The organism is Bradyrhizobium sp. cf659 (assembly GCF_900113725.1).
Classification (GTDB): domain Bacteria; phylum Pseudomonadota; class Alphaproteobacteria; order Rhizobiales; family Xanthobacteraceae; genus Bradyrhizobium.
This window is the reverse complement of the sequence record NZ_FOQJ01000002.1, coordinates 399,205-425,108: the sequence shown is the minus strand read 5'-3', so window position 1 is coordinate 425,108 and position 25,904 is coordinate 399,205. Positions and strand designations below refer to the sequence as shown.

The following is a 25,904-nucleotide window of genomic DNA, read 5'->3' as shown; positions in this document are numbered from 1 at the left end:
GCACTCCTACGTGCCGGTCGGCTGATGCCGTCGCTCGACATGGAACGATTTCGCCGTGATCAGCCAAGTGTCCTTCATGCAGTGATAGGCCAGATAATCAACGTATTGGAGCACATCGATTCGAACTCGAACCTTCACCAAGGCTTGCGCTGGCGAAGCCAGATCGATCAGCAATATCTCCTGAAGGCGCGGAGCATTCTTCGACTTCGGCGACGGGGTCGACGCCAGCATCGTCCTGTAGTCACGAACCGGCAATAACCGCAATTCGGCGTCGCGAAATCCGTGGAGCTGCGCGGTCGGCGCAAAGACGCGATCGAACTGCGAAACGTCGTTGTCGTACATCAGCGTGAAGTAACGTTCGACGGCCTCCAGCAGAGACGCGAGGTTCGGGCTTTCGGTCATGCTTCACTCCATCAGCGGCAAGGGCGGAGCACTGCATCCCACGGAAAGCCGAGGCATGTCCTTGCGAAGTAGGCTAGTCTCGACGGCTCCGGCGCAACATTGCGCCCTTCTTGATCCAACGGGATGCGGTTCATGCCAAAATGCGAGCTGGATGCGATCGACCGGCGCATCGTCACCGAACTCCAGACCAATGCACGATTGAGCAACATCGAGCTGGCGGACAAGGTCGGGTTGTCGCCGTCGCCCTGCCTGCGGCGGGTGCGGCGGCTGGAGCGGGACGGCTATATCGACGGCTACCGCGCCTCCTTGCGGCGCGCCCGCATCGGCCTCGGCTTCTCGGCCTTCCTCGGCGTCAAGATCAACGGCCATGCCAACGACCAGGCGCTGAGCTTCGAAAAGACCGTCGTTGCCATGCCTGAGGTCGTTGCCTGCCACCTCGTCTCCGGCGAAGCCGACTACCTCCTCGAAATCGTCGTGCCCGAGCTCGAGGACTACCAGCGCTTCCTCGTCGACAAGCTGCTCAATCTGCCGATCGTGCGGGAGGTTCGCAGCAGCATCGCGATCCAGACGCTCAAGGCCGGCGCGCCCCTGCCGCTGGCGCATCTCTCCTAGCCATGATCAGACTGCTGACACCCGCCGACGCGGCTCTCTACCGGGCGATCAGGCTGGAAGCGCTCGCGGCCCATCCCGAAGCTTTTACGAGCACGCTCGAACGCGAGCAGGAGAAGCCCCTCGCTTGGTTCGAGGAGCGCCTCACGACGTCGGACGTATTCGGTGCGATCATCGCGGGCGAGCTCGTGGGTACTGCTGGCTTCCGCCGCGAGGACGGCGCGAAGACCGCGCACAAGGCTGTCCTCTGGGGCATGTATGTGCGGCCGCAGGCGCGGAAGTCCGGCACGGGGCGACTGCTCGTCGACGCGGTCGCGGCACACGCGGCAAAGCGCGTCGAGCAGCTCCAGCTCGTCGTCGTCAGCGAGAACCAGGCCGCGTTGCGGCTCTACGCCGCGGCCGGCTTCGTCGAATACGGCCGCGGGGTGAAGGCGCTGAAGCAGGGCGACCGATACTATGATGAGATCCTGATGGCCCTGTTCTTCGACGGAAGTCGCCCATGACCGGCGCGGCCCCGGTGATGCCGGGACCACTCTCATTTGTGCCGGTGACCACCCCGGCGCTTACCGGCAGGCGACACCTCGCCGCTCCGAGATCAGCTTCAGCCACGCCGCCGAATGAAACGCGCTCATCAGCAGATACATCGGCACCATCCCGCCCAGCAAAGAGCCATGTCCGGCGGCGCAGAGCATGTCGTCCGGGCCGCCGCCGAGCGCGGCCGTCAGCGCGGCCATGATCGCGAAGGTTGGCGTCGCCGCAAGACCGAGCCATCTGGCAAGGTGGCGCGCGGCCACCACGCTATCGCGGCTGGCGCCGGTGGCCACGCTGGCGGGACTAGTCACGGCCTTCCGCGGCCTCTTCCCTAAAGGCCTTCTCGCCGGCGTCGGAAATCTCCACCCATTTCTTGTCGGGCGCTGCACCCTCCGTGTAGCTGTCGTGCCAGTTCCACCATTTGTAGGTCGGCGTCTGCGGATAGCCCTTCGGTGAATCCTCCCACACCTCCTGCCGGCCGAGCGGCGTGATGTCGAGATAGTTCCAGGTGCCGCCCATCTGCTCGTCGCCGCGGCTCTTGATGAAGTAGGTGCGGAAGATGCGCTTCCCATCGCGGAAGAACACATTGGTTCCGTGCCATTCGTCCACGCCGAAATCGGCATCGAAACTGTCGGTGATGGTGACCCACGGCATGGTCCAGCCCATCCGCTTCTTCAGCCTGGCGATATCGGCCTGCGGCGCGCGCGAGGCGAAGACCAGCGTGGTGTCGCGGGCGTTCAGGTGCGAGACATGGGCGACCTGGTCGGCGACCATCGAGCAGCCGCGGCAGGCATGATCCGGCCAGCCGAACACGCCCGGCTCGAAGAAGGCCCGGTAGACGATCAGCTGCCGCCGGCCCTGGAACAGGTCAAGCAAAGTGACCTTGCCGCCGGGCCCCTCGAACGCATAGGTTTTGTCGACGACCATCCACGGCATGCGCCGGCGCTCGGCGGCCAGCGCGTCGCGGGCGCGGGTCTGCGCCTTTTCCTTCACGAGCAGTTGCTGACGGGCTGCCTCCCAGTCCTGCGGCGACACCACCGGCGGTGTTTGCATGGCGGCCTGTCCGTTACTTCCTGCTTTTTCTGCTGATGTCATAATGGCTCTCCATACCTCTTGCCTGGACGGCCCTCCCGCGTCTCGCTATCGCAGACGCGGAACCGCTCGCCCCTCACCGCACATCGTCGGCCGTCAACGATTTCTGGCACCAAGCGGTTGCGCGGTGGGAGTAACAAGTGTGGCGGGATTTTCATGGAGTCGCTGATCACGGCCGCGGCGCGTGCGCTCGAAGCCGGCGATCCGCTGGGTGCGCTGAACCGCGTTGCGCTGCGCAACGATGCGCCGTCGCTGGCGCTGCGCGGCATCGCGATGGCGCAGCTCGGCGATCTCGCGAAGGCGAAGGCGCTGCTGCGGAGCGCCGCGCGCGCCTTCGGTCCGAGAGAGGCGGTGGCGCGGGCAAGATGCGTCGTGGCGGAAGCCGAGATCGCGCTGGTCTCGCGCGACCTGAACTGGCCGGCGAAGACCCTCGCAGCCGCGCGGACGACGCTCGAAAGCCATGGCGATCTCGCCAATGCCGCCCATGCCGGCCACATCGAGGCGCGCCGTCTCCTCCTCCTCGGACGCATCGACGAGGCAGAGCGCACGCTGGCCGAGCTTGGCGCCTCGCCGCTCCCGCCTGCATCCCAGGTCGTCCGCGAGCTCGTGGTCGCGGGCATCGCCATCAGACGGCTCAGAACGGAAGCCGCGCGCACCGCGCTCGACCGCGCGGCCAGGGCGGCGCGGCTGGCGGGGATCCCGGCACTCTCGGCCGAGGTCGACAGCGCGAACCTCATCCTCGACACGCCAACCGCGCGACTGATCGTGCGCGGCAGCGAACACCCCTTGTTGCTCGGAGAGGTCGAAAGACTGGCGACCTCGACAGCGCTCGTCGTGGACACCTTCCATCATGTTGTGCGCAGGCAAGGCGCTGTCGTGTCGCTCGGAACGCGGCCGGTGCTGTTCGCGCTGGCCCGCCTTCTGGCGCAGGCATGGCCCGCGGATGTCTCGCGAGAGATGCTGATATCAGGCGCGTTCCGGGCCAAGCACGCCGATGAATCGCATCGCGCGCGATTGCGCGTCGAGATCGGACGGCTTCGCACCCAGCTCAAGCCGCTGGCCGAAATCAGCGCGACGAAGCAGGGTTTTGTGCTGGCGCCGCGCAGGACGCGCGACGTCCTCGTGCTGGCCCGGCCCGTCGAGGAAAAGCACGCCGCCGTCCTCGCCTTCCTCTCCGACGGCGAGCCGTGGTCGAGCTCGGCGCTCGCGCTGGCGCTGGGAGCGAGCGCGCGGACGGTGCAACGGGCGCTCGAGGAACTCGCACGATCGAACAAGGTGCAGTCGTTCGGACACGGACGGGCGCGTCGCTGGATGACCCCGCCCGTGCCGGGTTTCCCGACAGGCTTGTTACTCCCCGGACCGCTGCTGAAGACGTAAGGTGGATCAGCTCACAGGGATCACGCACATGAAACGTTCAGCCGCCGAGATCGTCAGGGAGTACGGCCCCTTTCCGGGCGTCGAGGCCGTGCATGGCGTCACCTATGACGGCACGCATGTCTGGTTCGCATCCGGCGACAGGCTGAACGCGGTCGATCCGGCCAGCGGCAAGATCGCACGCTCGATCGACGTCGCTGCGCATGCCGGGACTGCGTTCGACGGCCGGCACCTGTTCCAGATCGCCGAGGACCGCATCCAGAAAATCGACGCCGCGACCGGCAAGGTGGTGAACACCATCCCGGCGCCCGGCGGTGGTGGCGATTCCGGACTCGCCTGGGCGGAGGGGTCGCTGTGGGTCGGTCAATATCGGGAGCGCAAGATCCACCAGATCGATCCGGAGACCGGGACGGTGCTCCGTACCATCGAGAGCAAGCGCTTCGTGACCGGGGTGACGTGGGTCGACGGCGAGCTCTGGCACGGCACCTGGGAAGGCGACGATAGCGACATCAGGCGGATCGATCCTGACACGGGCAAGGTGCTGGAGCAGCTCGACCTGCCTGCCGGAACGATGGTCTCGGGACTGGAGTCCGATGGCGGCGATCGCTTGTTCTGCGGCGGCGGCAGCGCCGGCAAGGTGAGAGCGGTCCGCCGTCCGAGGCGCGACTAGCGCCCCCGCGACGATTGCCTGAATGTACGGCAATTGCGCGTTCGCGGCCGTTAACACATTCGCCCCAATTCCACCCCATCGATGCGCTCTAGCGCCCTTCTCTCCCGCCCTGTAGAATCCCCGCGGGCGGCCTGGGGGTGAGATGCGTCTGGCGTTGAATTTCAAGACTATCCTGATCGCGGTCACGGTGCTCGCGGCGTCGTTCTTCATCAGCCTGAAGGCGATGGACTGGCTGTCGCCGCGCGCGACGAATTCGGCGCCCCCGGTCGCGCAGCTGCCGCCGCTGCCGCCGGTCTCGAAGAGCTCGATCGTGATCGCGCCGGTCGCCATCGCGGTGTCGGCGATCCGCGAGCAGGCCGAGAAGGCCGCGCCGCGCAATTTCGCCGGCAAGGCCGACAACCCGATCTCCCAGATCCTGCAGGACGCCGACATCGGCTGGTCCGCCGTGCGCGGTCCGATGGCAGCTGTCGGCGACAAGGACGTGCTGACGATCTCGACGCCGCTCAGCGGCAAGCTGAACGTGACGGGCTCGCTGTCGTCGAAGGCCACCGGCGCGCTCGGCGACGCGCTGGGCAGCGTGCTCGGCGGTGACGCAGCGAAACGGATCGGCGCGGTCAACATCAAGAATTTGAACGCCAGCGCCGAGATCAAGGGCAACGTGGTCGTCACCTCGCGTCCGAAGCTCGCAGCGAACTGGCATCTCGAGCCCAATCTTGGCGCCCAGGTCAATCTCGGTGACACCAACCTTGCGGTCGCCGGCGCCAAGGTCAACGTGCCGGCGCAGGTGAAGCCGCTGATCGACAAGAACGTCGGCGAGCAGATCAACGTCGTCTCCGAGCGCATCCGCAACGATCCCTCGCTGCGGGAGAATGCGAAGCTGCAATGGGCCAAGGCCTGCCGCTCGATTCCGCTGCAAGGCTCGGGCTCCTCGGCCGCGCTGCCGCCGCTCTGGCTCGAGATGAAGCCGACCCGCGCCATCGCCGCGCAGCCGCGCGTCGACGCGCAGGCCGTGACGCTGCTGCTCGGCCTCGAGCTCGAGACGCGCGTGACCTCGACGCCGACCAAGCCGGAGTGTCCGTTCCCCGACAAGATCTCGATCGTGCCGCCGACCGGCACCGGCGTGAACATCGGCGTGCCGATCGACGTACCCTTTACCGAGATCAACAAGCTCATTGCGGCGCAGATGGTCGGCCACACCTATCCCGAGGACGGATCGGGCCCGGTCGACGTCACCGTGAAGAGCGTCAACGTGGTCCCCTCCGGCGACCGGCTGCTGATCTCGCTCCTGGTGAGCGCCAAGGAGAAGAAGAGCTGGCTTGGCCTCGGCGCCGAGGCGACCGTGCATATCTGGGGCCGGCCGATGCTCGACCAGGCGCAGCAGACGCTGCGGCTCGCCGACATACAGCTCGCGGTGGAATCCGAGGCCGCCTTCGGGCTGCTCGGCGCGGCGGCCCGCGCGGTGGTGCCGCAGATGCAGCAGGCGCTGGTGCAGAAGGCGACGCTCGACCTGAAGCCGATCGCCGCCAACGCCCGCGAGAAGATCGCGGCCGCGATCGCCGACTACCAGAAGAGCGAGGACGGTCTCAAGGTCGACGCGAAAATCGACAGCCTGACGCTCGCCGACATTGCCTTCGATTCCAAGACGCTGCGCGTGGTCGCCGAGGCCGGCGGCTCGCTCAATGTGTACGTGACCAAGCTGTCGGGGATGTAGCGCGCCTTCGCTCTCCGGGCCCTCCCGCGCCTTCGTCGCTTGCACCGCTGGCATTCTCGTCGGAGGGTGCTAAGCTGCTCCTCGTAACCTCGAACGAGGTCCTGGCAGCACTGTAGCTGATAACGCGAGGACAAGATGGAAGCCGGCATGGTCACGTCTGCGCCGGCACTGGTGCGCTTCTCCGGCATTCAGAAAACCTATGATGGCGAGCACCTCGTGGTGAAGAACCTCGATCTCGACATCAGGAAGGGCGAGTTCATCACGCTGCTCGGCCCGTCGGGCTCGGGCAAGACGACCACGCTGATGATGCTGGCCGGCTTCGAGGTTCCGACCCATGGCGAGATCTACCTCGCCGACCGGCCTATCAAGAACGTGCCGCCCCATAAGCGCGACATCGGCATGGTGTTCCAGAACTATGCCTTGTTTCCGCACCTGACGATTGCGGAAAATATCGCCTTCCCGCTATCCGTTCGCAAGACGAGCAAGGCGGAAGCGCAGGAGCGCGTCAGGGCCGCGTTGCGCATGATCAAGATGGAAACCCTGGCGCACCGGCGGCCCGGGCAGCTGTCGGGCGGTCAGCAGCAGCGCGTGGCGCTGGCGCGCGCGCTGGTTTTCAATCCGCAACTCGTGCTGATGGACGAGCCCCTTGGCGCCCTCGACAAGCGCCTGCGGGAGCAGATGCAACTGGAGATCAAGCAACTGCACGAGACGATGGGCATCACCGTCGTCTACGTCACCCACGATCAGAGTGAAGCGCTCACCATGTCGGACCGCATCGCCGTGTTCAACGACGGCATCGTGCAGCAGATCGACAGGCCCGACGCACTGTATGAGCATCCGGTGAACAGCTTCGTCGCTCACTTCATCGGCGAGAACAATGTGCTGGCCGGCACCGTCGAGACGGTCGAAAGGGAATATTGCCGCGTCGCGCTGGCTGGTGGCGGCGCCGTGACCGCACGGGCGATCAATGTATCAGGCGCGGGCGCATCGACCTCCCTATCGGTGCGGCCGGAGCGCGTCGCCATCGTCCCGGACGGCACCTCCAGCGAAGGACCGAACCGGCTGCCGGCCAGGGTGCAGAACACCATCTATCTCGGCGACCACGCGCTGGCCGTGCTCAATGTCGCCGGCAACGGGGAGTTCATGGTCAAGCTTCAGCCGGGAGCGCATGACAGCCTGAGACATGGTAGCCTGAGGCCAGGCGAAAGCGTGTTCATCACCTTCCGCCCCGAGGACTGCCTGGCCCTCGATCCCGCCTGATCCAACGCAAGCGGATCCGCATCGATCAACCTCAACGCAACTCACATGAAGAAGGAACAAAGACCATGCTGAAGCGCAAGATTGGCAAGATCGCTCTGGGCCTGGCCGCGGCACTGAGCGCCAGCGCAGCGCTGGCGACAGTCGCGCAGGCGCGTGACCTCACGGTCGTGTCGTGGGGCGGCGCGTATCAGGATGCCCAGAAGAAGGTCTATTTCGAGCCGTTCAAGAAGGCAGCCGGCGTCCCGATGAACGACGAGTCCTGGGACGGCGGTGTCGGCGTGTTGCGCGCCAAGGTGCAGGGTGGCGCCGCCACCTGGGACGTCGTGCAGGTCGAGAGCGACGAACTGGCCGTCGGCTGCGAGGAAGGCCTGTACGAGAAGCTCGACTATTCCAAGATCGGCGGCGAGGCCGCCTATATCCCGCCGTCGGTCAATCCCTGCGGCGTCGGCGCCATCCTCTATGATTTCGTCCTCGGCTACGACAAGGACAAGCTGAAGGACGCGCCCAAGGGCTGGGCCGACTTCTTCGACACCAAGAAGATTCCGGGCAAGCGCGCCTTGCGTCAGGGCCCGAAGACCACGCTGGAGATCGCTCTCATGGCCGACGGCGTCCCGCCGAAGGACGTCTACAAGGTGCTGGCGACCGACGAGGGCGTCGAGCGCGCGTTCAAGAAGCTCGACACCATCAAGGGCGACATCGTCTGGTGGAAGGCCGGCGCCCAGCCGCCGCAATTGCTCGCCTCCGGCGAGGTGGCGATGACCTCGGTCTACAATGGCCGCATCGACACCGCGAACAAGAACGAGAAGAAGAATTTTGGCATGGTGTGGGACGGCGCGCTCTTCACCCTCGACAGCTGGGTCATCCTGAAGGGCAGCCCGAACAAGGACGCGGCCTACAAGTTCCTGGACTTCGCGGGCAAGGCGGAAAACCAGTCGAAACTGTCGGAGAACATCGCCTACGGCACCTCGAACAAGGACGCCGCCGCCCTGATCCAGCCGGCCGTCCTGAAAGATCTGCCGACCGCGCCTGACAACATCAAGAACGCGGTCGAGATCAACGTTGGCTTCTGGCTCGAGAACATCGACCGCTTGACCGAGCGCTTCAACAAATGGGCAGCGAAATAGTGCGCGAGCGAACCGGCGCAGGGCGCAGGCAGAGGGCCGATCCCCCTTCGCCTGTGCCCCGCCCCTTGCCTGAAAGGGCGAGGGATGTCCGGTCAAAGAGGCTCAACCCATGACAGCCGTGTCCCTGACCGGCGCCGATGCCAAGACCGAGATGCCGCTTAGGCGCCGCCTGAAGCGGGCCGAGCGCGCTCGCCAGATCAAGGCATTGGCGCTGGTTCTGCCGCTTCTGCTGTTTCTGCTCTTCACCTTCGCTGGACCCATCGCGGGCATGCTGTGGCGCGCGGTCGATGACAGGGAGGTGCGTCAGATTCTGCCGCAAACGGTCGCTGCTCTCGCGCGCTGGGACGGCAGGGACCTGCCGGATGAAGGGGCCTTTGCTGCGCTGGCAGGCGACATCCTGGCGGCGCGCACCTCCGGCACCATCGCCATCGCGGCCAAGCGGCTCAACTACGCGCTGAACGGCTTCCGCACGATCCTGACCAGCACGGTACGCAATCTGAAGGCGGTGCCGGAGCCCGGCACGGCCAAGGAGACGCTGGGCAAGATCAACCCGGCCTGGCGCGAACGCACCACCTGGACGACGATCAAGGACGCCAGTGGCCCAACGACCGGCTTCTACCTACTGGCGGCGCTCGACCTGACACGGAACGCGGACGGCGCGATTGTCGCAGCCTCGCCGGATCAAGCCATCTACCGCGACGTTTTCGCCCGCACCTTCCTAATCAGCCTCAGCGTCACGGTACTCTGCCTGATCCTCGGCTTCCCGGTCGCGTACCTGCTGGCGACACTACCACCGGGCCGGTCGAACCTCTTGATGATCTTCGTCCTGCTGCCGTTCTGGACGTCGCTTCTGGTCCGCACTTGCGCCTGGATCGTGCTGTTGCAGAGCAAGGGCGTCGTGAACGACAGCCTTCAGTGGCTTGGCATCATCGACCAGCCGTTGCGCCTGATCTACAACCGCTTCGGTGTCTGCGTGGCCATGACCCACGTTCTCCTGCCGTTCATGATCCTGCCGCTGTACAGCAGCATGAAGGCGATCTCGCCTGCCTACATGCGTGCCGCCGCCTCGCTCGGTGCGCCGCCGGTCACCGCCTTCCTGCGGATCTACCTGCCCCAGACGCTGCCCGGCATCGGCGCGGGAAGCCTGCTCGTCTTCATCCTGGCGCTCGGCTACTACATCACACCGGCACTCGTCGGGGGCGCCGCCGACCAGATGATCAGCTACTTCATCGCGCTCTACACGACCGAGACGGCCAATTGGGGCCTTGCTTCAGCGCTCGGTGCGGTGCTGCTGCTGGCCACCGTTGTGCTCGCGCTCGTCTACGGCAAGCTGGTGCAGGGACAGCAGGTCACGGGAGGAATGAAGAATTGAGCGACAATTCGTCCCTCCGCACGCCCAGCCAGCGCATCGCGTGGACCGCGACCATCATTGTCTCCACGCTGGTGTTCATCTTCCTGATCGCGCCCATCCTTGCGATCATGCCGCTGTCGTTCAGCTCCGGCTCGTACCTCACTTATCCGCTGCCAGGCCTCTCGTTGCGCTGGTACGACGACTTCATCAGTTCGCCGCGCTGGATGAACTCGCTGAAGAACAGCATGATCATCGGCGTCGCCTCGACCCTGCTGTCGATGGTGCTTGGCACGCTGGCCGCGCTGGGGCTGGCGCAGTGGAAGAGCCGGTTCAAGCCGCTGGTGCTGGCGTTCGTGCTGTCGCCGGTCGTCGTGCCCGGTGTCATCACCGCGGTCGGCCTGTATTTCTTCTTCGCGCCGATCGGACTGACCGGCAGTTATCTCGGCCTGATCCTGGCCCACACCGCGCTGGCGACGCCCTTTGTGGTGATCACGGTCGGCGCGACGCTGCAAAGCTTCGACACCAATCTGGCACGCGCCGCCGCCTCGCTCGGCGCCTCGCCGCTCTATGCGTTCCGCCGCGTGATCCTGCCGCTGATCCTGCCCGGCCTGGCCTCAGGTGCGCTGTTCGCCTTCGCGACCAGCTTCGATGAGGTGGTGATCGTGCTGTTCATGGCAGGGCCGGAGCAGCGCACCCTGCCGCGCGAGATGTTCAGCGGCATCCGCGAGAACATCAGCCCGACCATCACGGCAGCGGCGGTAGTTCTGACGACGGTATCGGTCATCCTCCTCGCCACCCTGGAAGGCTTGCGCCGACGCAACGAACGGCTCAAGGGCAGCAGCGCCTGACCGGCGGTGCGGTGGTGTCACACTTCTGGTAGAGAAACTTCTCGTCATTCCGGGGCGCGCGAACCCGGAATCCATCGCGCCGCAGCGACGGTGGATGAATGGATTCCGGGCTCGCGCCCAAGGGGGCGCGCCCCGGAATGACGACAGATCCCCCTCCATATTTCTCAACCCTCCTCACGCATCTTTGGCTTAACTGCGAACACCGATTGTCGCTACAACGGTCCCTGCAAACAACGCCCGAACAACAACACACAGGGAGAAACAACATGCAAAAACTCATCGCCGCCGTCGCGGCCGGCCTCGCCCTCGCCGCCACGTCGGGCGCCGCCCAAGCGCAGATTTCCGATGACGTCGTCAAGATCGGCGTGCTCACGGACATGTCGAGCCTCTATGCGGACGCGACCGGCAAGGGCTCGCTCGCCGCCGTCGAGATGGCGGTCGCCGATTACGGCGCCCAGGTCGCCGGCAAGCCGGTCCAGGTGGTCGCCGCCGACCACCAGAACAAGCCCGACGTCGGCGTCAACATCGCCCGCAACTGGTACGACAACGACAAGGTCGACGCGATCTTCGACGTGCCGACCTCATCGGTCGCGCTGCCGATCTCGGCGCTGACGCGCGAGAAGAACAGGATCAACATCAATTCCGGCGGCGGATCGTCCGACATCACCGGCGTTGCCTGCTCGCCCAACACGGTGCACTGGACCTACGATACCTATGCGCTGTCGAACGTCGCCGGCAAGGCGATGGTGAAGCGCGGCGAGGACAGCTGGTTCTTCGTCACCGCCGACTACGCCTTCGGCATGGCGCTGCAGCGCGACGCCGCCAACGTCGTCAAGGAGAGCGGCGGCAAGGTGCTCGGCGAGGTCCGTCATCCGCTCAACTCGTCGGACTTCTCCTCCTTTCTGCTCCAGGCCCAGGCCTCCAAGGCCAAGGTGGTCGCGCTGGCCAACGCCGGCGGCGACACCACCAACGCGCTGAAGCAGGCCTCCGAGTTCGGCCTGACGCAGGGCGGGCAGAAGATGATCGCGCTCCTGCAGGAGATCACCGACACGCATTCGCTCGGTATCAAGGCGACGCAGGGCCTGATCGTCACCGACGCGTTCTACTGGGACATGAACGAGGAGACGCGCGCCTTCTCGCGGCGCTTCAACGAGAAGGTCGGGCACATGCCGACCATGATCCAGGCCGGTCTCTATTCGGCGACCATGCACTATCTGAAGGCGATCGACGCCATCAAGACCGACGAGGCGCCGAAGGTGATGGCACAGATGCGCTCAACGCCGGTCAACGATTTCTTCGCCAAGAACGGCAAGATCCGCATCGACGGCCGCATGGTCCACGACATGTATCTGTTCGAGGTCAAGAAGCCCGAGGCGTCCAAGGGCGAGTGGGACCTCTACAAGCTGATCGCCACCGTGCCCGGCGACGAGGCGTTCCGCCCGCTCGACAAGGGCGGCTGCCCGCTGGTGACGCACTGAGTTTGTTCTCCCTCTTCCCTCTGCCCGCAAGCGGAGCAAGTTGAAAAAGGAGCACGACAGCGCGCCCGGTGAAAACCGGGCGCGCTTCGTTCAAATGGTCACGCGAGCCGCATCACTCCGAGTACTTGAACTCGGGCATGTTCTTCAGTTCGTCCTTGGTCGCGTTGAACACGGCATGGTCCGGATACCACTTCGACGCGGCCGTCGCGGTCGTCGCGGCCTTGTCGGTGCCGGTCGCAGCGCCGGTCGTGGTGGTCGCACCCGGCTTGGCGCTCGGATTCGTGCTGGCGCCGGTATAGGCAACGGCCTCATTGACGAACTTCAACTTGTCATAGGGCACGGCAACCAGATGCTCGCCCATGCCGAGGAAGCCGCCGACGCCGACCACGGCGATCTTGATGGCGCCGCTCTTGTCCATCAGCAGATCGTTGATCGAGCCGATGTTCTCGTTGGCTTCGTTGTAGATCTTCAGGCCCGCCATCTTCGAGGCGCGCCATTCACCCGACGCAGTCGTGGTCGTCGTGGTGGTGGCAGCCGCAGTCGGCGCCTTGTCGGTGGTGGCGGTCGGCGATTGCGCAAACGCAACTGTCGCAAGCAGCGCGGTGCCGGCAAGGCCGGCGGCGATTGATTTCATCAGCATTGTTGTCCTCTCCTTCAGCAAAAACTCTTATGGAGAAAACAGCGCCGATCACGCGCAGTTCCTCAGCTGCGGCGATTTCGTCGCATAACCGTGGCGCTGCGTTGCGGTGAAAGTTCCTCAAGTCGCGCAGGAACGTTTCCGGATGCACAGTTCCCCGCCGACGATCATGCGCCCTGGGAGAAGCACGAGCGTGGCGGGGAATGCGCCGACCTGCGTCGCTCAGGTCAGCTCTTGTAGTCGATCAGGAGTGCGGAGAAGTCCGAGTTGCCGGACGAGCTGCCGTTGGCACCGTACGACGACGCCGACGATTGCGACTGCTGAAGCGCCTGGAGGAACTGCTGGAGAATCTCCGCCGTCGTCGTATCGCTCGACGTGCTGCTGGTGGAGTCCGTGGAGGACGAATCCGAAGAACTGTCGTCCGGCGACGGACCGGGCGGCGGCCCGCCTGCGCCACCGGCTCCGCCCGCGCCACCGGGACCGCTCGCGAAGGCGGACTGAAACACGCCCTTGAGCTCTTCGGCCTGCTCCGAGGTCAGCGTCCCGTTCGACACCTCGTTGGAGATGAGGTCGTCGATCTTCGACTGCATGTCGTCCTTGGAGGGACGCGTGCCGCTCGACTGGTCGCTCGAGCGGCTCTGCTGGAGCGCCGTGTCGATGTCGGTCAGCGCGGTCGAGAGCGCGGACTGGTCCGACGACGAGATCGTGCCGGCGGAAACTTCCGATTGCAATTCCTGCTGCAGCCGCTGTAGCGGCGACTGATAGGTACCGGCGGAGGCCGCCGAAATCGAGGTCATGATGGCTCCGTGGATTTTGCGGGGTTTCTTGTCTGACCGCGCCACGGTATGGTTAACGGCCTTAACGAGACCTTGCCGCTCCACTGCCCGGGTGTGTCCTGGTATTGCGGCAGGACCCGCAGAAACAATCTGAAACAAAAATCTTCGCCTTTTGGCCCGAATCTTGGACAAACAAAGCGCATGGCCATTCCCAATCCCAACATCCTGGTCGTCGAGGACGACCGCGAAACGCGGACGTTGATTGCGAAGTACCTGCGCAACAACGCCTGCAACGTCACCGCCGTGAGCGATGGCCGCGAGATGTCGCGCGCCATGACCGATCATCGCGTGGACCTCATCATCCTCGACGTCATGCTGCCGGGCGAGGACGGCCTGAGCCTCTGCCGCAAGGTGCGCGCGGAGACGCAGACGCCGATCATCATGCTGACCGCGCGCGGCGAGGACGTCGACCGTATCGTCGGCCTCGAGATGGGCGCGGACGACTATCTGCCAAAGCCCTTCAACCCGCGCGAGCTGCTCGCCCGCATCAACGCGGTGTTGCGCCGCCAGGCCGCAGCCCAGGCGGCGAGTTCGATCGAAGGCGCGAGCACGCTCGCCTTCGAGGGCTGGCGCATCGACCTGCGCCTGCGCGAGCTGCGCAATCCGGAAGGCGCCCGCGTCGCGGTGACCAGCGCCGAGTTCGATCTGCTCAGGACGTTCTGCGAGCGGCCCGGCCGCGTGCTGTCGCGCGACAGCCTGCTCGACCTCACGCAGGGCCGCAACACCGGCTCGTTCGAACGCTCCATCGACGTGCTGGTCAGCCGCATCCGCCGCAAGATCGAGCCCAATCCGCAGGATCCGACCATCATCAAGACGGTGCGCTCCGGCGGCTATCTGTTCACGCCGAGAACTGAAGCAGCAAGCACTGAAGCGGTCGCGGCCTCCCTGGGCAACTGAGGGGGCGTCGACGATGAAGCCGTTCAGGTTTTTCCACCTCAAGGGGATCGGCGGGCAGATCGCCGCGCTGGTGCTGGCTTCCACCGTCGCGCTCCATCTCGTCGTCACCGCCGCCTTCCTGATCAGCCGGCCGGACCGCCCGGACACGCCGCCGGACGGCGCCCATCAATTGACCGATGCCGCGCTGCTGCTCGGCTCGGCCGAGGCCGGCGAGCGGCCGCGCCTCGTCGCCGACCTCGCCCGCGCCTTCCCCAAGCTCGGCATCGAGATGCACGCGCCGGGCACGGCGGCCATTGTCGAGGAGAGCGACAGCCAGCACCTGCGCGGAATGCGCCGTCATCTCGGGCGCGGCTACAAGGTGGTGCAGCTCGCCGCCGACGACACCGCGCACCGCGTCGGCGTCGAGTTGCCCGACGGCAGCGTGATCGCCGGCCGCGTCGATGGCGGCCTGCGGCCGTGGTTCTGGGGCGCACCGTGGCTGACGGCGCTGATGACCACCTTCATCTGCGTCACCGTGCTCGGCCTGTGGGCGGCGCGCGCGCTGGCCGCGCCGCTGTCGTCCTTCGCCGCAGCCGCCGAGAATTTCAGCCTGGACGGCGAAGCCGATCCGCTGCCCGAGCGCGGCCCGGAGGAAATCCGCTCGGTGGCGCGCGCGCTCAACCGCATGCATGAGCGGATCGCGCGGCTGATGTCGGACCGCACCAGGATGCTGGCGGCGATCAGCCACGATCTGCGCACGCCGATCACGCGGCTGCGCCTGCGCGCCGAGTTCATCGAGGACGAGGTCAACCGCAAGCGCATGCTGATGGATCTCGACCAGATGCGCTCGATGCTGGAATCCGTGCTGTCGCTCCTGCGCAACGACCGCAAGATCGAGGCGGTGACGCTGGTCGACATCGCCAGCACGCTCCAGCTCATTGCCGACCAGTTCGGCGACATGGGCCATGTCGTGCATTATGACGGCCCCGCTTCGGCAACCGCCGCCGCGCGTCCCGACGATCTGCATCGCGGCGTCACCAATCTCGTCGAGAACGCCGTGCGCTTCGGCGCCGAGGTCACGATCCGCCTCGACATATCGGGCACCAGGCTCGTCATCGACGTCGAGGACGACGGCCCCGGCATTTCCGATGCACGCAAGCAGGAGATGCTGGAGCCGTTCGCGCGCGGCGACGATGCGCGCACCATGGACGAGTCCACCGGCTTCGGCCTCGGCCTGTCGATCGCGCACGCGATCGCGGTCGCCCATGGCGGGACGCTGTCGCTGCACGACCGCGAGCCGCACGGGCTGATCGTGCGGATGGAGTTGCCGGTCTGGCAGGAGCCGCGGCTCGCGGCGTAGATCGCAGCCTAAGCCGCGAGCGGCGGATGCTCGACAGCCGCCTCGTCGAAGATCGCCACCGCCTCGAAGTGATAGTTGCAGGCGCGGCAGGTCCAGAGATAGGAGATGCGCCCCTCGCCCGGCTCGATCCAGTCGGGCCGCGGGATCGGCGTGCCGCATTGAGCACAGGGATTCTGTCTGGGGATGTCGCCGAAATGTGCCTTGGCCAAGTCCGCGTTGACAAAGTCCGCGTTGGCCATGTTGGTTTTTGTCATGGCACCTCTCCCGATTTGCAGCGTTTTCATGCTCGCTTTCGCGTCTGCGCGCGAATAGACAGGCTCGCTGTCGCGAGCTGAGGTTTTCCACCTGAGCAACCCCTACGGCAGCATTGCGTCGTAACAGCGGCTCGGCGCCGCAAAATCGCCGGCGGCGGCGTTTGGTCACATCATCGCCGCGTTCGGGAGTCCTAAAGCGTGATCCGGAAAAGCGCACCGCGGTTTTCCGAATAGATCATGCTCAAACAATAATGGCGGCCGGGCGCAGGCCGCTCAGGGACGTCAGGAATATCCGATGAAAATTTTACGCGTTGCCGTGTTCGTCGCGGCCGGACTGGTGTCGCCGCAGGCCGCATTCGCGGGCCAAGCCGAGTACGCCGAGATGGTCGCGGCCCATGCCCGCGCCAACGGCGTGCCGGAGGCGCTGGTGCATCGCGTCATCATGCGCGAAAGCCGCTATCAGCCCGGCCTCGTCGGCCGTGGCGGCACGATCGGCCTGATGCAGATCAAGCTCGCGACCGCCCGCGGGGTCGGCTACACCGGCGATGCCGCCGGCCTGCGCGATCCCAACACCAACCTCACCTACGCGGTCAAATACCTCGCCGGCGCCTATCGCGCCGCCAATGGCGACCACGCCCGAGCCGTGCGTTATTTCGCGGGCGGCTATTACTACGTTGCAAAGCGGCAGCGCCAGGAGGCCGTGCAGGTCGCCAACATGAGCGACACCTGGCTGGAGCCGAACGGCAATCCGCAGCCGATGTTCGGCACCGCGCCGCATAAGAAGCTGGCCCAGCGCGTGCGAAATGCACGGGCGCAGGCGCCGAAGTAGCTCTCGTGTCCCGGACGCGCTGCAGCGTGAAACGCTGCTGCGCAGAGCCGGGACCCAGCGCCTCACGCAAAGAAAGATGGGCCCCGGCTCAGCAGCGCACCACGCCGCGAAGGGCGGCGCGCTGCGCTGCGTCCGGGGCACGAGCGGTGGGGTTCCCGGCAACATACGTTGACCACCCCGCCCCACTGACATACATTAGCGCCGTTCCGAGGGGTGCTCCGAGGAGGAGCTGAGATACCGCTAAATGGGCAAATCCGCCCAGGACCGCGGTGACCCTTTGAACCTGATCCGGGTCATGCCGGCGAAGGGACAGGGATGTTACAGACGACCAAGCGACCGGATTCCGCGGTATCCATCATCGGCGCAGGCATTGCGGGCGCCTGGCAGGCGCTTTTGTTCGCGCAGGCCGGCCACGCCGTCACGCTCCACGAGCGCGGTGACGCCACCATGGCCGATTCCACCAGCCATTGGGCCGGCGGCATGCTGGCGCCCTATTGCGAGGCCGAGGTCGCCGAACCCATCATCAGCCGGCTCGGCCAGCGCTCCCTCGACATCTGGCGGCGCGAGCTGCCTGACACGCCCTTCAACGGTTCCCTCGTCGTCGCCCATCCGCGCGAGCGCAACGATTTCGAACGCTTTGCCCGGATGACCGAACAGCACCGCCGGCTCGATGCCGCCGGCCTTGCCGAGCTCGAGCCGTCGCTGGAAGGCCGCTTCCGCGACGCGCTGTTCTTCCCGGCCGAGGGCCATGTCGAGCCGCGCCGCGTGCTGCCGAAGCTGCATGAGCGCATCCGCGCCGCCGGCGGCACCATCAAGTTCGACAGCGACGTCAGCGCCGCCGATCTCGACGGCATCGTGATCGACTGCCGCGGCCTCTCCGCACGCGACGAGCAACCTGACTTGCGCGGCGTCAAGGGCGAGATGATCCTGATCGAGACCAGCGAGGTGCAGTTGGCGCGCCCGGTGCGGCTGATCCATCCGCGCTGGCCGCTCTACGTGATTCCGCGCGAGGACAATCTGTTCATGCTGGGTGCGACCTCGATCGAGGCCGAGGACACCGGCGTCAGCGTGCGCTCGGCGCTGGAGCTGCTGGGGGCGGCCTATACGGTGCACCCGGCTTTCGGCGAGGCGCGCATCGTCGAGTTCGGCTCGGGCCTTCGCCCCGCCTTCCCCGACAATCTGCCGCGCATCGGCATTCGCGGCGGCAAGATCACCGTCAACGGGCTCTACCGCCACGGCTTCCTGATCGCGCCGGCGCTCGCCGAGCTGACGTTGCAATACGTCCAGCGCGGCCAGATCGACAATGAGGTGATGCAATGCGGGTGATCGTGCAATGCTTGTGATCGTCAACGGTGAGCAGCGCGAGGTGAACTCGGCCAGCGTGGACGCGCTGCTCAGCGAGCTCGACTACGAAGGCACCCATTTCGCGATCGCGCTCAACTACGACGTCGTGCCGAAGAGCCGCTGGGCCGAGACCGCGCTGAAGGCCGGCGACGAGATCGAGATCATCACACCGCGGCAGGGAGGGTGAGGGAGATGAATGCCATCGCTGCTTTCCTTCGCCTCTCCCCGCCTGCGGGGAGAGGCCGGAATTTGCAAAGCAAATTCCGGGTGAGGGGGACTCTCCGCGAGTCCAGCTCTCACCGTCCCCGCGGAGGCTCCCCCTCACCCCAACCCTCTCCCCGCAAGCGGGGCGAGGGAGCCGACCGAATTTGAGGAAACACCGACATGGTGACCTTCTACGGCAAGTCCTTCGCCTCGCGCCTGCTGATCGGCAGCGCGCTCTATCCCTCGCCGGCGATCATGCAGGCGGCGATCCGCGCCGCGGGCTCGAACATCGTCACGGTGTCGCTGCGCCGCGAATCCGCCGGCGGCAAGACCGGGGATGCGTTCTGGAATCTGATCCGCGAGCTCGACGTCACCGTGCTGCCGAACACCGCCGGCTGCCGCAGCGTGCGCGAGGCGGTGACCACCGCAAAGCTCGCGCGCGAATTGTTCGGCACGAGCTGGATCAAGCTGGAAGTGATCGCCGACAACGACACGCTGCAGCCCGACGTCGTCGGCCTCGTTGAAGCCGCCGCCATCCTGATCAAGGACGGTTTTGAGGTGTTCCCCTATTGCACCGAGGATCTCTCGGTCGCGAACCGCCTGGTCGATGCCGGCTGCAAGGTGGTGATGCCGTGGGCAGCTCCGATCGGCAGCGCCAAGGGCATCACCAACCGCGATGCGCTCAGGCTGCTGCGCGAGCGGCTGCCCGACATCACGCTGGTGGTCGACGCCGGCTTGGGGGCGCCGAGCCACGCCGCGCAGGCGCTCGAGCTCGGCTACGACGCCGTGCTGCTCAACACCGCCATTGCCAAGGCCGCCGATCCCGTCGCCATGGCCAACGCCTTCCGCCTCGGCGTCGAGGCCGGCCGCACTGCCTTTGAGGCCGGGCTGATGAACGCCCGCGACTTCGCCTCCCCTTCCACCCCTGTCGTTGGGACCCCGTTCTGGCATGCCGTATCCTGATCGCTTCTATCCCGTCGTCGACAGCCTGGCCTGGGTCGAGCGCCTGACGAAGCTCGGCGTCGGCACGATTCAACTGCGCGCGAAAGACCTGAACGACGCCGAAGCGCTCCAGATCGTCACCGACGCGCTCGCCATCACCAACGGCACGCAGGCCAAGCTCGTGGTGAACGATTACTGGCGCGCGGCGATCGTCGCCGGCGCAAAGTATCTGCATCTCGGCCAGGAGGATCTCGCCGACGCCGATCTCAAGGCGATCCGCGAGGCCGGCCTTCTCCTCGGCATCTCCACCCATGACGACGCCGAGCTTGCGACCGCACTCGCGGCCAAGCCCGACTATGTCGCGCTGGGCCCGATCTTCTTCACCACCTTGAAGTCGATGCGCTTCGAACCGCAGGGCATTCCGAAGATCACGGAATGGAAGAAGCGCATCGGCACCATCCCGCTGGTCGCGATCGGCGGCATCAAGTTCGAGCACGCCGCGGAGATCTTTGCCGCGGGCGCCGATTCCATCGCCGTCGTCAGCGACGTCACGCAGAATACCGACCCCGACGCGCGGGTGCGGCAATGGCTCGGCCTATCCGCGGAGGCGGCGTGATGCACGCTCCCTCCACCCGTCATTGCGAGCGCAGCGAAGCAATCCAGAATCCTTCCGCGGAGACAGTCTGGATTGCTTCGTCGCATCAGCGCAAAATTGCTGCGCAATTTTGTCGCGAGCTCCTCGCAATGACGGAGCAAGTCTCTCCATCCCGTCACCCCCGCGCAACGGCGAAGCCGTTGTCGCTGGAGGTGGCCGCTTCTTCAGCGGCCCTCGAAGGGCGACGGCCCGGCTCGTTCATCCTTCGAGGCTCGCCCAGCGGCGCATTCGCGCCGCAGGCCTCGCACCTCAGGATGACGAGATCAACAAATGCGCCCACGAATTAACCGGAGGATCCCATGAACATCCGCTCCAACCCCGACAAGACCGTTCCAGCCGTCACCACCGGCCCGCTGCCGTCCTCGCGCAAGATCTTTGCGTCGCCCGATGCCGCGCCCGACCTGCGCGTGCCCCTGCGCGAGATCATCCTGTCCGAAGGTGCCGGCGAGCCGAACCTGCCGGTGTACGACACTTCCGGCCCCTACACCGATCCGTCCGTGACCATCGACGTCAACGCCGGCCTCGCGCGCAACCGCAAGGCCTGGGTGCTGGAGCGCGGCGGCGTCGAGGAATATGAGGGCCGGCAGGTCAAGCCGGAGGACAATGGCAACCTCTCCACCGACAAGGCCGCGCGTGCGTTCAGCGCCTATCACAAGCCGCTGCGCGGCCTCGACGGCCACAAGATCACGCAGCTCGAATTCGCCCGCGCCGGCATCATCACCAAGGAGATGATCTACGTCGCCGCCCGCGAAAACCTCGGCCGCAAAGAGCAGCTCGAGCGCGCGGAAGCAGCCCTCGCCGACGGCGAGAGCTTCGGCGCGGAGGTCCCCGCCTTCATCACCCCGGAGTTCGTACGCTCCGAGATCGCGCGCGGCCGCGCCATCATTCCCTGCAACATCAACCACTCAGAACTCGAGCCGATGATCATCGGCCGCAACTTCCTGACCAAGATCAACGCCAATATCGGCAACTCGGCCGTCACGTCGTCGGTCGAGGAAGAGGTCGAGAAGATGGTGTGGGCGATCCGCTGGGGCGCCGACACCGTGATGGATCTCTCGACCGGCCGCAACATCCACACCACGCGCGAGTGGATTTTGCGCAACGCGCCGGTGCCGATCGGCACCGTGCCGATCTACCAGGCGCTGGAGAAGTGCAACGGCGATCCGGTCAAGCTGACCTGGGAGCTCTACAAGGACACGCTGATCGAGCAGTGCGAGCAGGGCGTCGACTATTTCACCATCCACGCCGGCGTGCGCCTGTCCTACATCCACCTCACCGCCAACCGCGTCACCGGCATCGTCTCTAGAGGCGGCTCGATCATGGCGAAGTGGTGCCTGGCGCATCACAAGGAAAGCTTCCTCTACACGCATTTCGACGAGATCTGCGACCTCATGCGCAAGTATGACGTCTCGTTCTCGCTCGGCGACGGCCTGCGTCCCGGCTCGATCGCCGACGCCAACGACCGCGCGCAGTTCGCCGAACTGGAGACGCTCGGCGAACTGACCAAGATCGCGTGGGACAAGGGCTGCCAGGTCATGATCGAAGGCCCCGGCCACGTGCCGATGCACAAGATCAAGATCAACATGGACAAGCAGCTCAAGGAGTGCGGCGAGGCGCCGTTCTACACGCTTGGACCGCTGACCACCGACATCGCGCCGGGCTACGACCACATCACCTCGGGCATTGGCGCGGCCATGATCGGCTGGTTCGGCTGCGCCATGCTCTGCTACGTCACCCCGAAGGAGCATCTCGGCCTGCCCGACCGCAACGACGTCAAGGTGGGCGTCATCACCTACAAGATCGCCGCGCACGCGTCCGATCTCGCCAAGGGCCACCCGGCCGCCCAGCTCCGCGACGACGCGCTCTCCCGCGCCCGTTTCGACTTCCGCTGGAGCGACCAGTTCAACCTCGGCCTCGACCCTGATACCGCGAAAAACTTCCACGACGAGACCCTGCCGAAGGAAGCCCACAAGGTCGCCCATTTCTGCTCGATGTGCGGCCCGAAGTTCTGCTCGATGAAGATCACGCAGGACGTGCGGGACTACGCCGCGACGCTGAACGATCCGAACTCGATCGGCATGTCCTTGAGCGGCACCGCCGAGGACGGCATGAAGCAGATGAGCGCGAAGTTCAAGGAGATGGGCTCAAGCGTTTATCTGGATGCGGAGAAGGTGAAGGAGAGCAATCGGGTGCTGTGAGGAGCCCTCCGCTCGCCGTGCCCGGGCTTGACCCGGGCATCCATCTAAAAATCAAAGGCCGGGCAGACTGCCCGGCTTTTTTTGCGAAGCGTCGTTTCAAGAAACCTTGTTCTTCAACAATGGCTGCTCCCCTATGACAGCGGACGAGCATTCCGCTTCCCAGGGGAAACGGTGATCGACGTCCTGCCAGACGACCTGGAGACAGGAGAATGCGAGCCGGGATTTCCAGTAGAACCAGATCGCCGTGCCGAGATACTCGGGATAGGCCGCGAACGGCACCTCCAAGAAGCCGAGCTTGTAGCCGTTCTCCAGCATGTCGTCGGAAATGTCGCCGTCGGCGAATTTCTGACCAGACGCCACGCGATCGCGGATGAGGTTGATGATGGCCGACGCATTTTCGGAACTCTGGCCGAACATGATGAGCTCGGGGTGGCCATAGTTCAGATACAGGCCGATTGAAAATGCAAATGGCGGATTGGCGCCGGGGATGCCGACAATGTGGCAGCCAAGATTACGGACATTACGAAGAATGACTTTATCTGCTTCGTGCTCTGGCTCGGGCCAATCGAACTGATCTTGCATCCTTTACCCCGACGAGGCTGGCAGGCATGCCTCACGCATCTTTGCCGAACCTACAGCAACAGCGTGAGGGACGTTCGGGTTCTTTCCCCTCACGTCGCAAACGACGATCGGGTTGCCATAGAGATTCTGGATAATTCGCTTCTGAATGATTCCCACGTCGTCAGCATTACTAACGAGATTTGAAATGAAGCCCGCCTCTTCGGTGGCCTCGGACAGAATGGCCAGACCTTCGGCCCAATGAGCTTCTGACAAACCGTCAATCGCCGAGATTGGCATCACCAATCTGCAGATTTCTTGACTTGTTGCCGCGTCTGACATCCACACCTCCGCAATCCGATAGCTTTTTCAAAGTTTACGCTCGATCCGCGAAGCGATGGCGGATTAACTCACGTCCCTACAGCCATCGACAACTGCCAACTGGGCTGACAGCCTAGATTCGGGCTGACTTCGGCGGCAACTGATCGAGGACCGGGTGCAGAACTTCCTGCAGGAGCTTAATCTGTCGAATAAGATCGAGCGCCTCGCTAGAAGACAAAGCTTCCTCACCTTTTCCATGCGCCGCCGCGTTTCGCGCTTCGCGCAAGCTCTGAAAAAGAGTAATCGCGCTCTGAGGAATAAATTGCTGCTTCTCCAAAGCCTTCAGAACTTCATACAAATTCCTGGCCGGACGATCGTCCGGCATTCTTGCGCGAAGCTTGAGAATTAGAGCCTCCAGCTCCTTAAATGACTGGATCAGCGCAGCCTCGGGAAATGACTTAGCCAACTGCAAAAGGGTTGGATCCAAGCCAATGACATCGGGCGCTACTACGCCCTTCTCAGCTTGGACAACTTCGCCCGCATCAACGGCTTCTTCGACTTTTTCAGAAAGCTCGACATTGACGCCTGCGGCACCAATCTTTCTTATGTGAACAATCAAAAGTCGGAGCTGATTTTTGAAAACAAATACAATCGCAACAAGCGCCGCTGGCCACGCCAACGATCCAATCACGCTTGCAAGAAACTGCTTCCAGTCCATTAAATTTTCCCGGTCTAAGGCTGCTACAACTTCATACGTTGATTCGATCATCACAATTCAAGATTGAATTGCGCTATTAGACCAAAGACTACATCTTGTGACTGTACTGACGTTCGAGACCTTGCCTTGGACCGCCTCCCCGACCAGCTCCGTCCCAACCTCCGCCTCGTCTTCGTCGGCACCGCCGCCTCTACGCGCTCGGCCGAGCTCGGGCACTACTACGCCCATCCCGGCAACCGCTTCTGGCGCGCGATCCATGAGGCCGGGATCACGCCGCGGCGCTATCAGCCGGGCGAGTTCGCCGCGCTGATCGAGCTCGGGATCGGCTTCACCGATCTCTCCAAGTCGGGCGCCGGGATGGATCACCAGATCGCGGCTGAGACGATCGACGTGCCGGGGTTCAGGGCCAAGATCGAGACGTATCGGCCGAGGACGATTGCGTTCACGAGCAAGAAGGCGGCGAGCTTGTTTTACGGCAGGCCGTCGAACGTGATTTCGCTGGGGCGGCAACAGCACGATGGGCGCCTCCCGGAGATATTCGTGCTCCCCTCGCCGTCCGGTGCCGCGTCCGGGCACTGGACGCTGGAGCCGTGGCGCGAGTTGGCGGCGTGGATCGCTGCGTAGGGTGGGTTAGCGTAGCGTAACCCACCAAGGTGTGTCCCCGCGGAAACCGAAGCGGTGGGTTACGCCAAGGGACTGCGCTTCGCGCAGCCCGGGGCTAACCCACCCTACGAACTGCATACGCCCTAAAGATCGAAATTGGTCGGCAGCATCACGACGTCACGAATTGTCATGCCGCGCGGCCGCGTCAACATGAACATCACCACGTCAGCCACTTCGCTGGCCTCCAGCAGGCTTCCCGAATCCCTCGCTTCCTTCAACTTCTCGGGCGGCCAGTCCGCAAGCAGAGCGCTGACGACCGGGCCGGGCGAGATCGAGCCGACGCGAATGCCATGCTTGAAGACCTGGCGCCGCACCGTCTGGACAAAGCAGTTGATCGCCCATTTGGACGACGCATAGACCGGTTCCCATGGCGTCGGAAAATGCGCCGCCAGCGAACTCGTGACGATGATGTCGCCGGTCCGGCGCTCGATCATGTGCGGCAGCACGTCGTGCACGTTTTTCATCACGACGTTGACATTCAGGTTCAGCATCCGGTCGATCGCCATGGTGTCGGCATCGACCAGGTCGCCGCCGACATACGTGCCTGCGTTTGCATGCAGGATGTCGAGTTGGCCGGCCTTCTCCAAGACGCGCGGCAGCAGCGTTGCGCAGTCTTTTGGATCGAGCAGGTCGACGACCAGCGGGATCACGGTGTCGCCGTGCTTGTTGCAGAGCGCCTTCAGCGCGGCGGCGTCGCGGTCGACCATCACCACGCGCGCGCCCGCGGCCAACATAGCCTCGGTACTCGCCAATCCGATGCCGGACGCGGCCCCGGTGACTGCGGCAACCTTGCCTTCCAATTCGTTTCCCATGGGGTCACCATCCTGCTGAGATTGGCAGTATAGCGATCCAGAGCGACCTGGCGAAGTGGATCGCTGCGTAGGTGGGTTAGCGGCAGCGCCCTCAAACTCAGCCGTCGTCCTGGCGAAAGCCAGGACCCATTACCCCAGGGAGCCGTTTGGCGAAGACTCGTCGTTCGGTACTGCCACCAGTCGCAACCGATAGATTCCGCGGTATGGGTCCTGGCCTTCGCCAGGACGACACCTTGGATGTGGCGAC

The 25,904-nt window shown here is 64.9% G+C and carries 29 protein-coding genes and 1 riboswitch; of the genes, 19 read left to right on the top strand and 10 right to left on the bottom strand.

The features are described 5' to 3' along the window. Window positions 1-6: 6 nt before the first annotated feature. Window positions 7-402 (bottom strand): nuclear transport factor 2 family protein, encoded by a 396-nt coding sequence (locus BM118_RS11155; protein ID WP_092185136.1) that lies wholly within the window; start codon window positions 400-402, stop codon window positions 7-9. Window positions 403-534: 132 nt separating this feature from the next. Here BM118_RS11155 and BM118_RS11150 point away from each other — a divergent pair, with 132 nt between their 5' ends. Together BM118_RS11150 and BM118_RS11145 are read left to right on the top strand one after the other, a co-directional pair. After that, complete coding sequence (locus BM118_RS11150) at window positions 535-1,014, top strand: Lrp/AsnC family transcriptional regulator (RefSeq protein ID WP_092186134.1); 480 nt, start codon at window positions 535-537, stop codon at window positions 1,012-1,014. Window positions 1,015-1,016: 2 nt separating this feature from the next. Beyond that, window positions 1,017-1,514 (top strand): GNAT family N-acetyltransferase, encoded by a 498-nt coding sequence (locus BM118_RS11145; protein WP_092185135.1) that lies wholly within the window; start codon window positions 1,017-1,019, stop codon window positions 1,512-1,514. A 60-nt stretch (window positions 1,515-1,574) separates the two neighbouring features. On the opposite strand, the gene BM118_RS11140 is transcribed toward BM118_RS11145, so the two are convergent. Beyond that, a complete protein-coding gene (locus BM118_RS11140; RefSeq protein WP_092185126.1) occupies window positions 1,575-1,853 on the bottom strand; it encodes a hypothetical protein in 279 nt (92 codons plus the stop codon). Beyond that, on the bottom strand, window positions 1,846-2,640 hold the full coding sequence (locus BM118_RS11135) for a DUF899 domain-containing protein (protein WP_092185125.1): 795 nt from the start codon (window positions 2,638-2,640) through the stop codon (window positions 1,846-1,848). Before BM118_RS11135 ends, BM118_RS11140 begins: the two co-directional genes overlap by 8 nt. Before the next feature lie 150 nt (window positions 2,641-2,790). Here BM118_RS11135 and BM118_RS11130 point away from each other — a divergent pair, with 150 nt between their 5' ends. The 8 genes from BM118_RS11130 to BM118_RS11095 all read left to right on the top strand — a co-directional run bounded on the left by BM118_RS11130 (window position 2,791) and on the right by BM118_RS11095 (window position 12,450). Further along, window positions 2,791-4,011: a helix-turn-helix domain-containing protein gene (locus tag BM118_RS11130; RefSeq protein ID WP_092185124.1), complete on the top strand. Its 1,221-nt coding sequence runs from the start codon at window positions 2,791-2,793 to the stop codon at window positions 4,009-4,011. A 28-nt stretch (window positions 4,012-4,039) separates the two neighbouring features. Further along, window positions 4,040-4,678 carry a Vgb family protein gene (locus BM118_RS11125; protein WP_092186133.1) on the top strand — a complete coding sequence of 213 codons (639 nt, stop codon included), beginning with the start codon at window positions 4,040-4,042 and terminating at the stop codon, window positions 4,676-4,678. Window positions 4,679-4,820: 142 nt separating this feature from the next. Next, the gene (locus BM118_RS11120; RefSeq protein WP_092185123.1) at window positions 4,821-6,389 is read left to right on the top strand and encodes a DUF4403 family protein; all 1,569 of its coding nucleotides are present in this window, start codon (window positions 4,821-4,823) and stop codon (window positions 6,387-6,389) included. 135 nt (window positions 6,390-6,524) lie between these two features. Further along, window positions 6,525-7,649 (top strand): ABC transporter ATP-binding protein, encoded by a 1,125-nt coding sequence (locus BM118_RS11115; protein ID WP_092185117.1) that lies wholly within the window; start codon window positions 6,525-6,527, stop codon window positions 7,647-7,649. 65 nt (window positions 7,650-7,714) lie between these two features. Then, complete coding sequence (locus BM118_RS11110) at window positions 7,715-8,773, top strand: ABC transporter substrate-binding protein (protein ID WP_092185116.1); 1,059 nt, start codon at window positions 7,715-7,717, stop codon at window positions 8,771-8,773. Window positions 8,774-8,882: 109 nt separating this feature from the next. Then, window positions 8,883-10,145 carry an ABC transporter permease gene (locus tag BM118_RS11105; protein WP_092185114.1) on the top strand — a complete coding sequence of 421 codons (1,263 nt, stop codon included), beginning with the start codon at window positions 8,883-8,885 and terminating at the stop codon, window positions 10,143-10,145. Continuing rightward, window positions 10,142-10,972 carry an ABC transporter permease gene (locus tag BM118_RS11100; RefSeq protein ID WP_177234198.1) on the top strand — a complete coding sequence of 277 codons (831 nt, stop codon included), beginning with the start codon at window positions 10,142-10,144 and terminating at the stop codon, window positions 10,970-10,972. Before BM118_RS11105 ends, BM118_RS11100 begins: the two co-directional genes overlap by 4 nt. A gap of 266 nt (window positions 10,973-11,238) precedes the next feature. After that, on the top strand, window positions 11,239-12,450 hold the full coding sequence (locus BM118_RS11095) for an ABC transporter substrate-binding protein (protein ID WP_092185113.1): 1,212 nt from the start codon (window positions 11,239-11,241) through the stop codon (window positions 12,448-12,450). A 112-nt stretch (window positions 12,451-12,562) separates the two neighbouring features. Here BM118_RS11095 and BM118_RS11090 read toward each other — a convergent pair whose 3' ends face one another. Both BM118_RS11090 and BM118_RS11085 read right to left on the bottom strand, forming a co-directional pair. Continuing rightward, window positions 12,563-13,090: a PRC-barrel domain-containing protein gene (locus tag BM118_RS11090; protein WP_092185112.1), complete on the bottom strand. Its 528-nt coding sequence runs from the start codon at window positions 13,088-13,090 to the stop codon at window positions 12,563-12,565. Between the two features lie 224 nt (window positions 13,091-13,314). Continuing rightward, window positions 13,315-13,884 (bottom strand): hypothetical protein, encoded by a 570-nt coding sequence (locus BM118_RS11085; protein ID WP_177234197.1) that lies wholly within the window; start codon window positions 13,882-13,884, stop codon window positions 13,315-13,317. Between the two features lie 180 nt (window positions 13,885-14,064). Here BM118_RS11085 and BM118_RS11080 point away from each other — a divergent pair, with 180 nt between their 5' ends. Then, entirely contained in the window at window positions 14,065-14,820 is a 756-nt protein-coding gene (locus BM118_RS11080) for a response regulator (protein WP_092185111.1), read from the top strand. 13 nt (window positions 14,821-14,833) lie between these two features. After that, entirely contained in the window at window positions 14,834-16,159 is a 1,326-nt protein-coding gene (locus BM118_RS11075) for an ATP-binding protein (protein ID WP_092185110.1), read from the top strand. A gap of 8 nt (window positions 16,160-16,167) precedes the next feature. Here the strand turns inward: BM118_RS11075 and BM118_RS11070 are convergent, their stop codons facing one another. Further along, window positions 16,168-16,413: a hypothetical protein gene (locus BM118_RS11070; protein ID WP_177234196.1), complete on the bottom strand. Its 246-nt coding sequence runs from the start codon at window positions 16,411-16,413 to the stop codon at window positions 16,168-16,170. Between the two features lie 295 nt (window positions 16,414-16,708). Between BM118_RS11070 and BM118_RS11065 the strand changes: the two genes are divergently transcribed. From BM118_RS11065 to thiC, 6 genes are all read left to right on the top strand, one after another. Beyond that, window positions 16,709-17,242: a lytic transglycosylase domain-containing protein gene (locus tag BM118_RS11065; RefSeq protein WP_092185108.1), complete on the top strand. Its 534-nt coding sequence runs from the start codon at window positions 16,709-16,711 to the stop codon at window positions 17,240-17,242. Between the two features lie 199 nt (window positions 17,243-17,441). After that, window positions 17,442-17,569, top strand: a riboswitch (TPP riboswitch). After that, window positions 17,558-18,568 (top strand): FAD-dependent oxidoreductase, encoded by a 1,011-nt coding sequence (locus BM118_RS11060; RefSeq protein ID WP_092185107.1) that lies wholly within the window; start codon window positions 17,558-17,560, stop codon window positions 18,566-18,568. It overlaps the preceding riboswitch by 12 nt. Window positions 18,569-18,575: 7 nt before the next feature. Beyond that, window positions 18,576-18,773 (top strand): sulfur carrier protein ThiS, encoded by a 198-nt coding sequence (thiS, locus tag BM118_RS11055; protein WP_014492903.1) that lies wholly within the window; start codon window positions 18,576-18,578, stop codon window positions 18,771-18,773. A 197-nt stretch (window positions 18,774-18,970) separates the two neighbouring features. Then, window positions 18,971-19,753, top strand: a complete 783-nt coding sequence (locus BM118_RS11045) for a thiazole synthase (RefSeq protein WP_092185105.1) — start codon at window positions 18,971-18,973, stop codon at window positions 19,751-19,753. Beyond that, entirely contained in the window at window positions 19,740-20,348 is a 609-nt protein-coding gene (locus BM118_RS11040; protein WP_092185104.1) for a thiamine phosphate synthase, read from the top strand. Before BM118_RS11045 ends, BM118_RS11040 begins: the two co-directional genes overlap by 14 nt. A gap of 338 nt (window positions 20,349-20,686) precedes the next feature. After that, window positions 20,687-22,585 carry a phosphomethylpyrimidine synthase ThiC gene (gene thiC / locus BM118_RS11035; RefSeq protein ID WP_092185103.1) on the top strand — a complete coding sequence of 633 codons (1,899 nt, stop codon included), beginning with the start codon at window positions 20,687-20,689 and terminating at the stop codon, window positions 22,583-22,585. 96 nt (window positions 22,586-22,681) lie between these two features. Here the strand turns inward: thiC and BM118_RS11030 are convergent, their stop codons facing one another. The 3 genes from BM118_RS11030 to BM118_RS11020 all read right to left on the bottom strand — a co-directional run bounded on the left by BM118_RS11030 (window position 22,682) and on the right by BM118_RS11020 (window position 24,233). After that, the gene (locus BM118_RS11030) at window positions 22,682-23,167 is read right to left on the bottom strand and encodes a DUF4262 domain-containing protein (protein WP_092185095.1); all 486 of its coding nucleotides are present in this window, start codon (window positions 23,165-23,167) and stop codon (window positions 22,682-22,684) included. A 3-nt stretch (window positions 23,168-23,170) separates the two neighbouring features. After that, window positions 23,171-23,485: a hypothetical protein gene (locus BM118_RS11025; protein ID WP_210189043.1), complete on the bottom strand. Its 315-nt coding sequence runs from the start codon at window positions 23,483-23,485 to the stop codon at window positions 23,171-23,173. A 112-nt stretch (window positions 23,486-23,597) separates the two neighbouring features. Next, window positions 23,598-24,233 (bottom strand): DUF4145 domain-containing protein, encoded by a 636-nt coding sequence (locus BM118_RS11020; protein ID WP_092185093.1) that lies wholly within the window; start codon window positions 24,231-24,233, stop codon window positions 23,598-23,600. 75 nt (window positions 24,234-24,308) lie between these two features. On the opposite strand from BM118_RS11020, the gene BM118_RS11015 reads away from it, so the two are divergent. Further along, window positions 24,309-24,806 carry a mismatch-specific DNA-glycosylase gene (locus tag BM118_RS11015; RefSeq protein ID WP_092185092.1) on the top strand — a complete coding sequence of 166 codons (498 nt, stop codon included), beginning with the start codon at window positions 24,309-24,311 and terminating at the stop codon, window positions 24,804-24,806. Between the two features lie 122 nt (window positions 24,807-24,928). Here BM118_RS11015 and BM118_RS11010 read toward each other — a convergent pair whose 3' ends face one another. After that, window positions 24,929-25,657, bottom strand: coding sequence for an SDR family oxidoreductase (locus BM118_RS11010; protein ID WP_092185091.1), 729 nt, complete (start codon window positions 25,655-25,657; stop codon window positions 24,929-24,931). Between the last annotated feature and the right edge of the window lie 247 nt (window positions 25,658-25,904).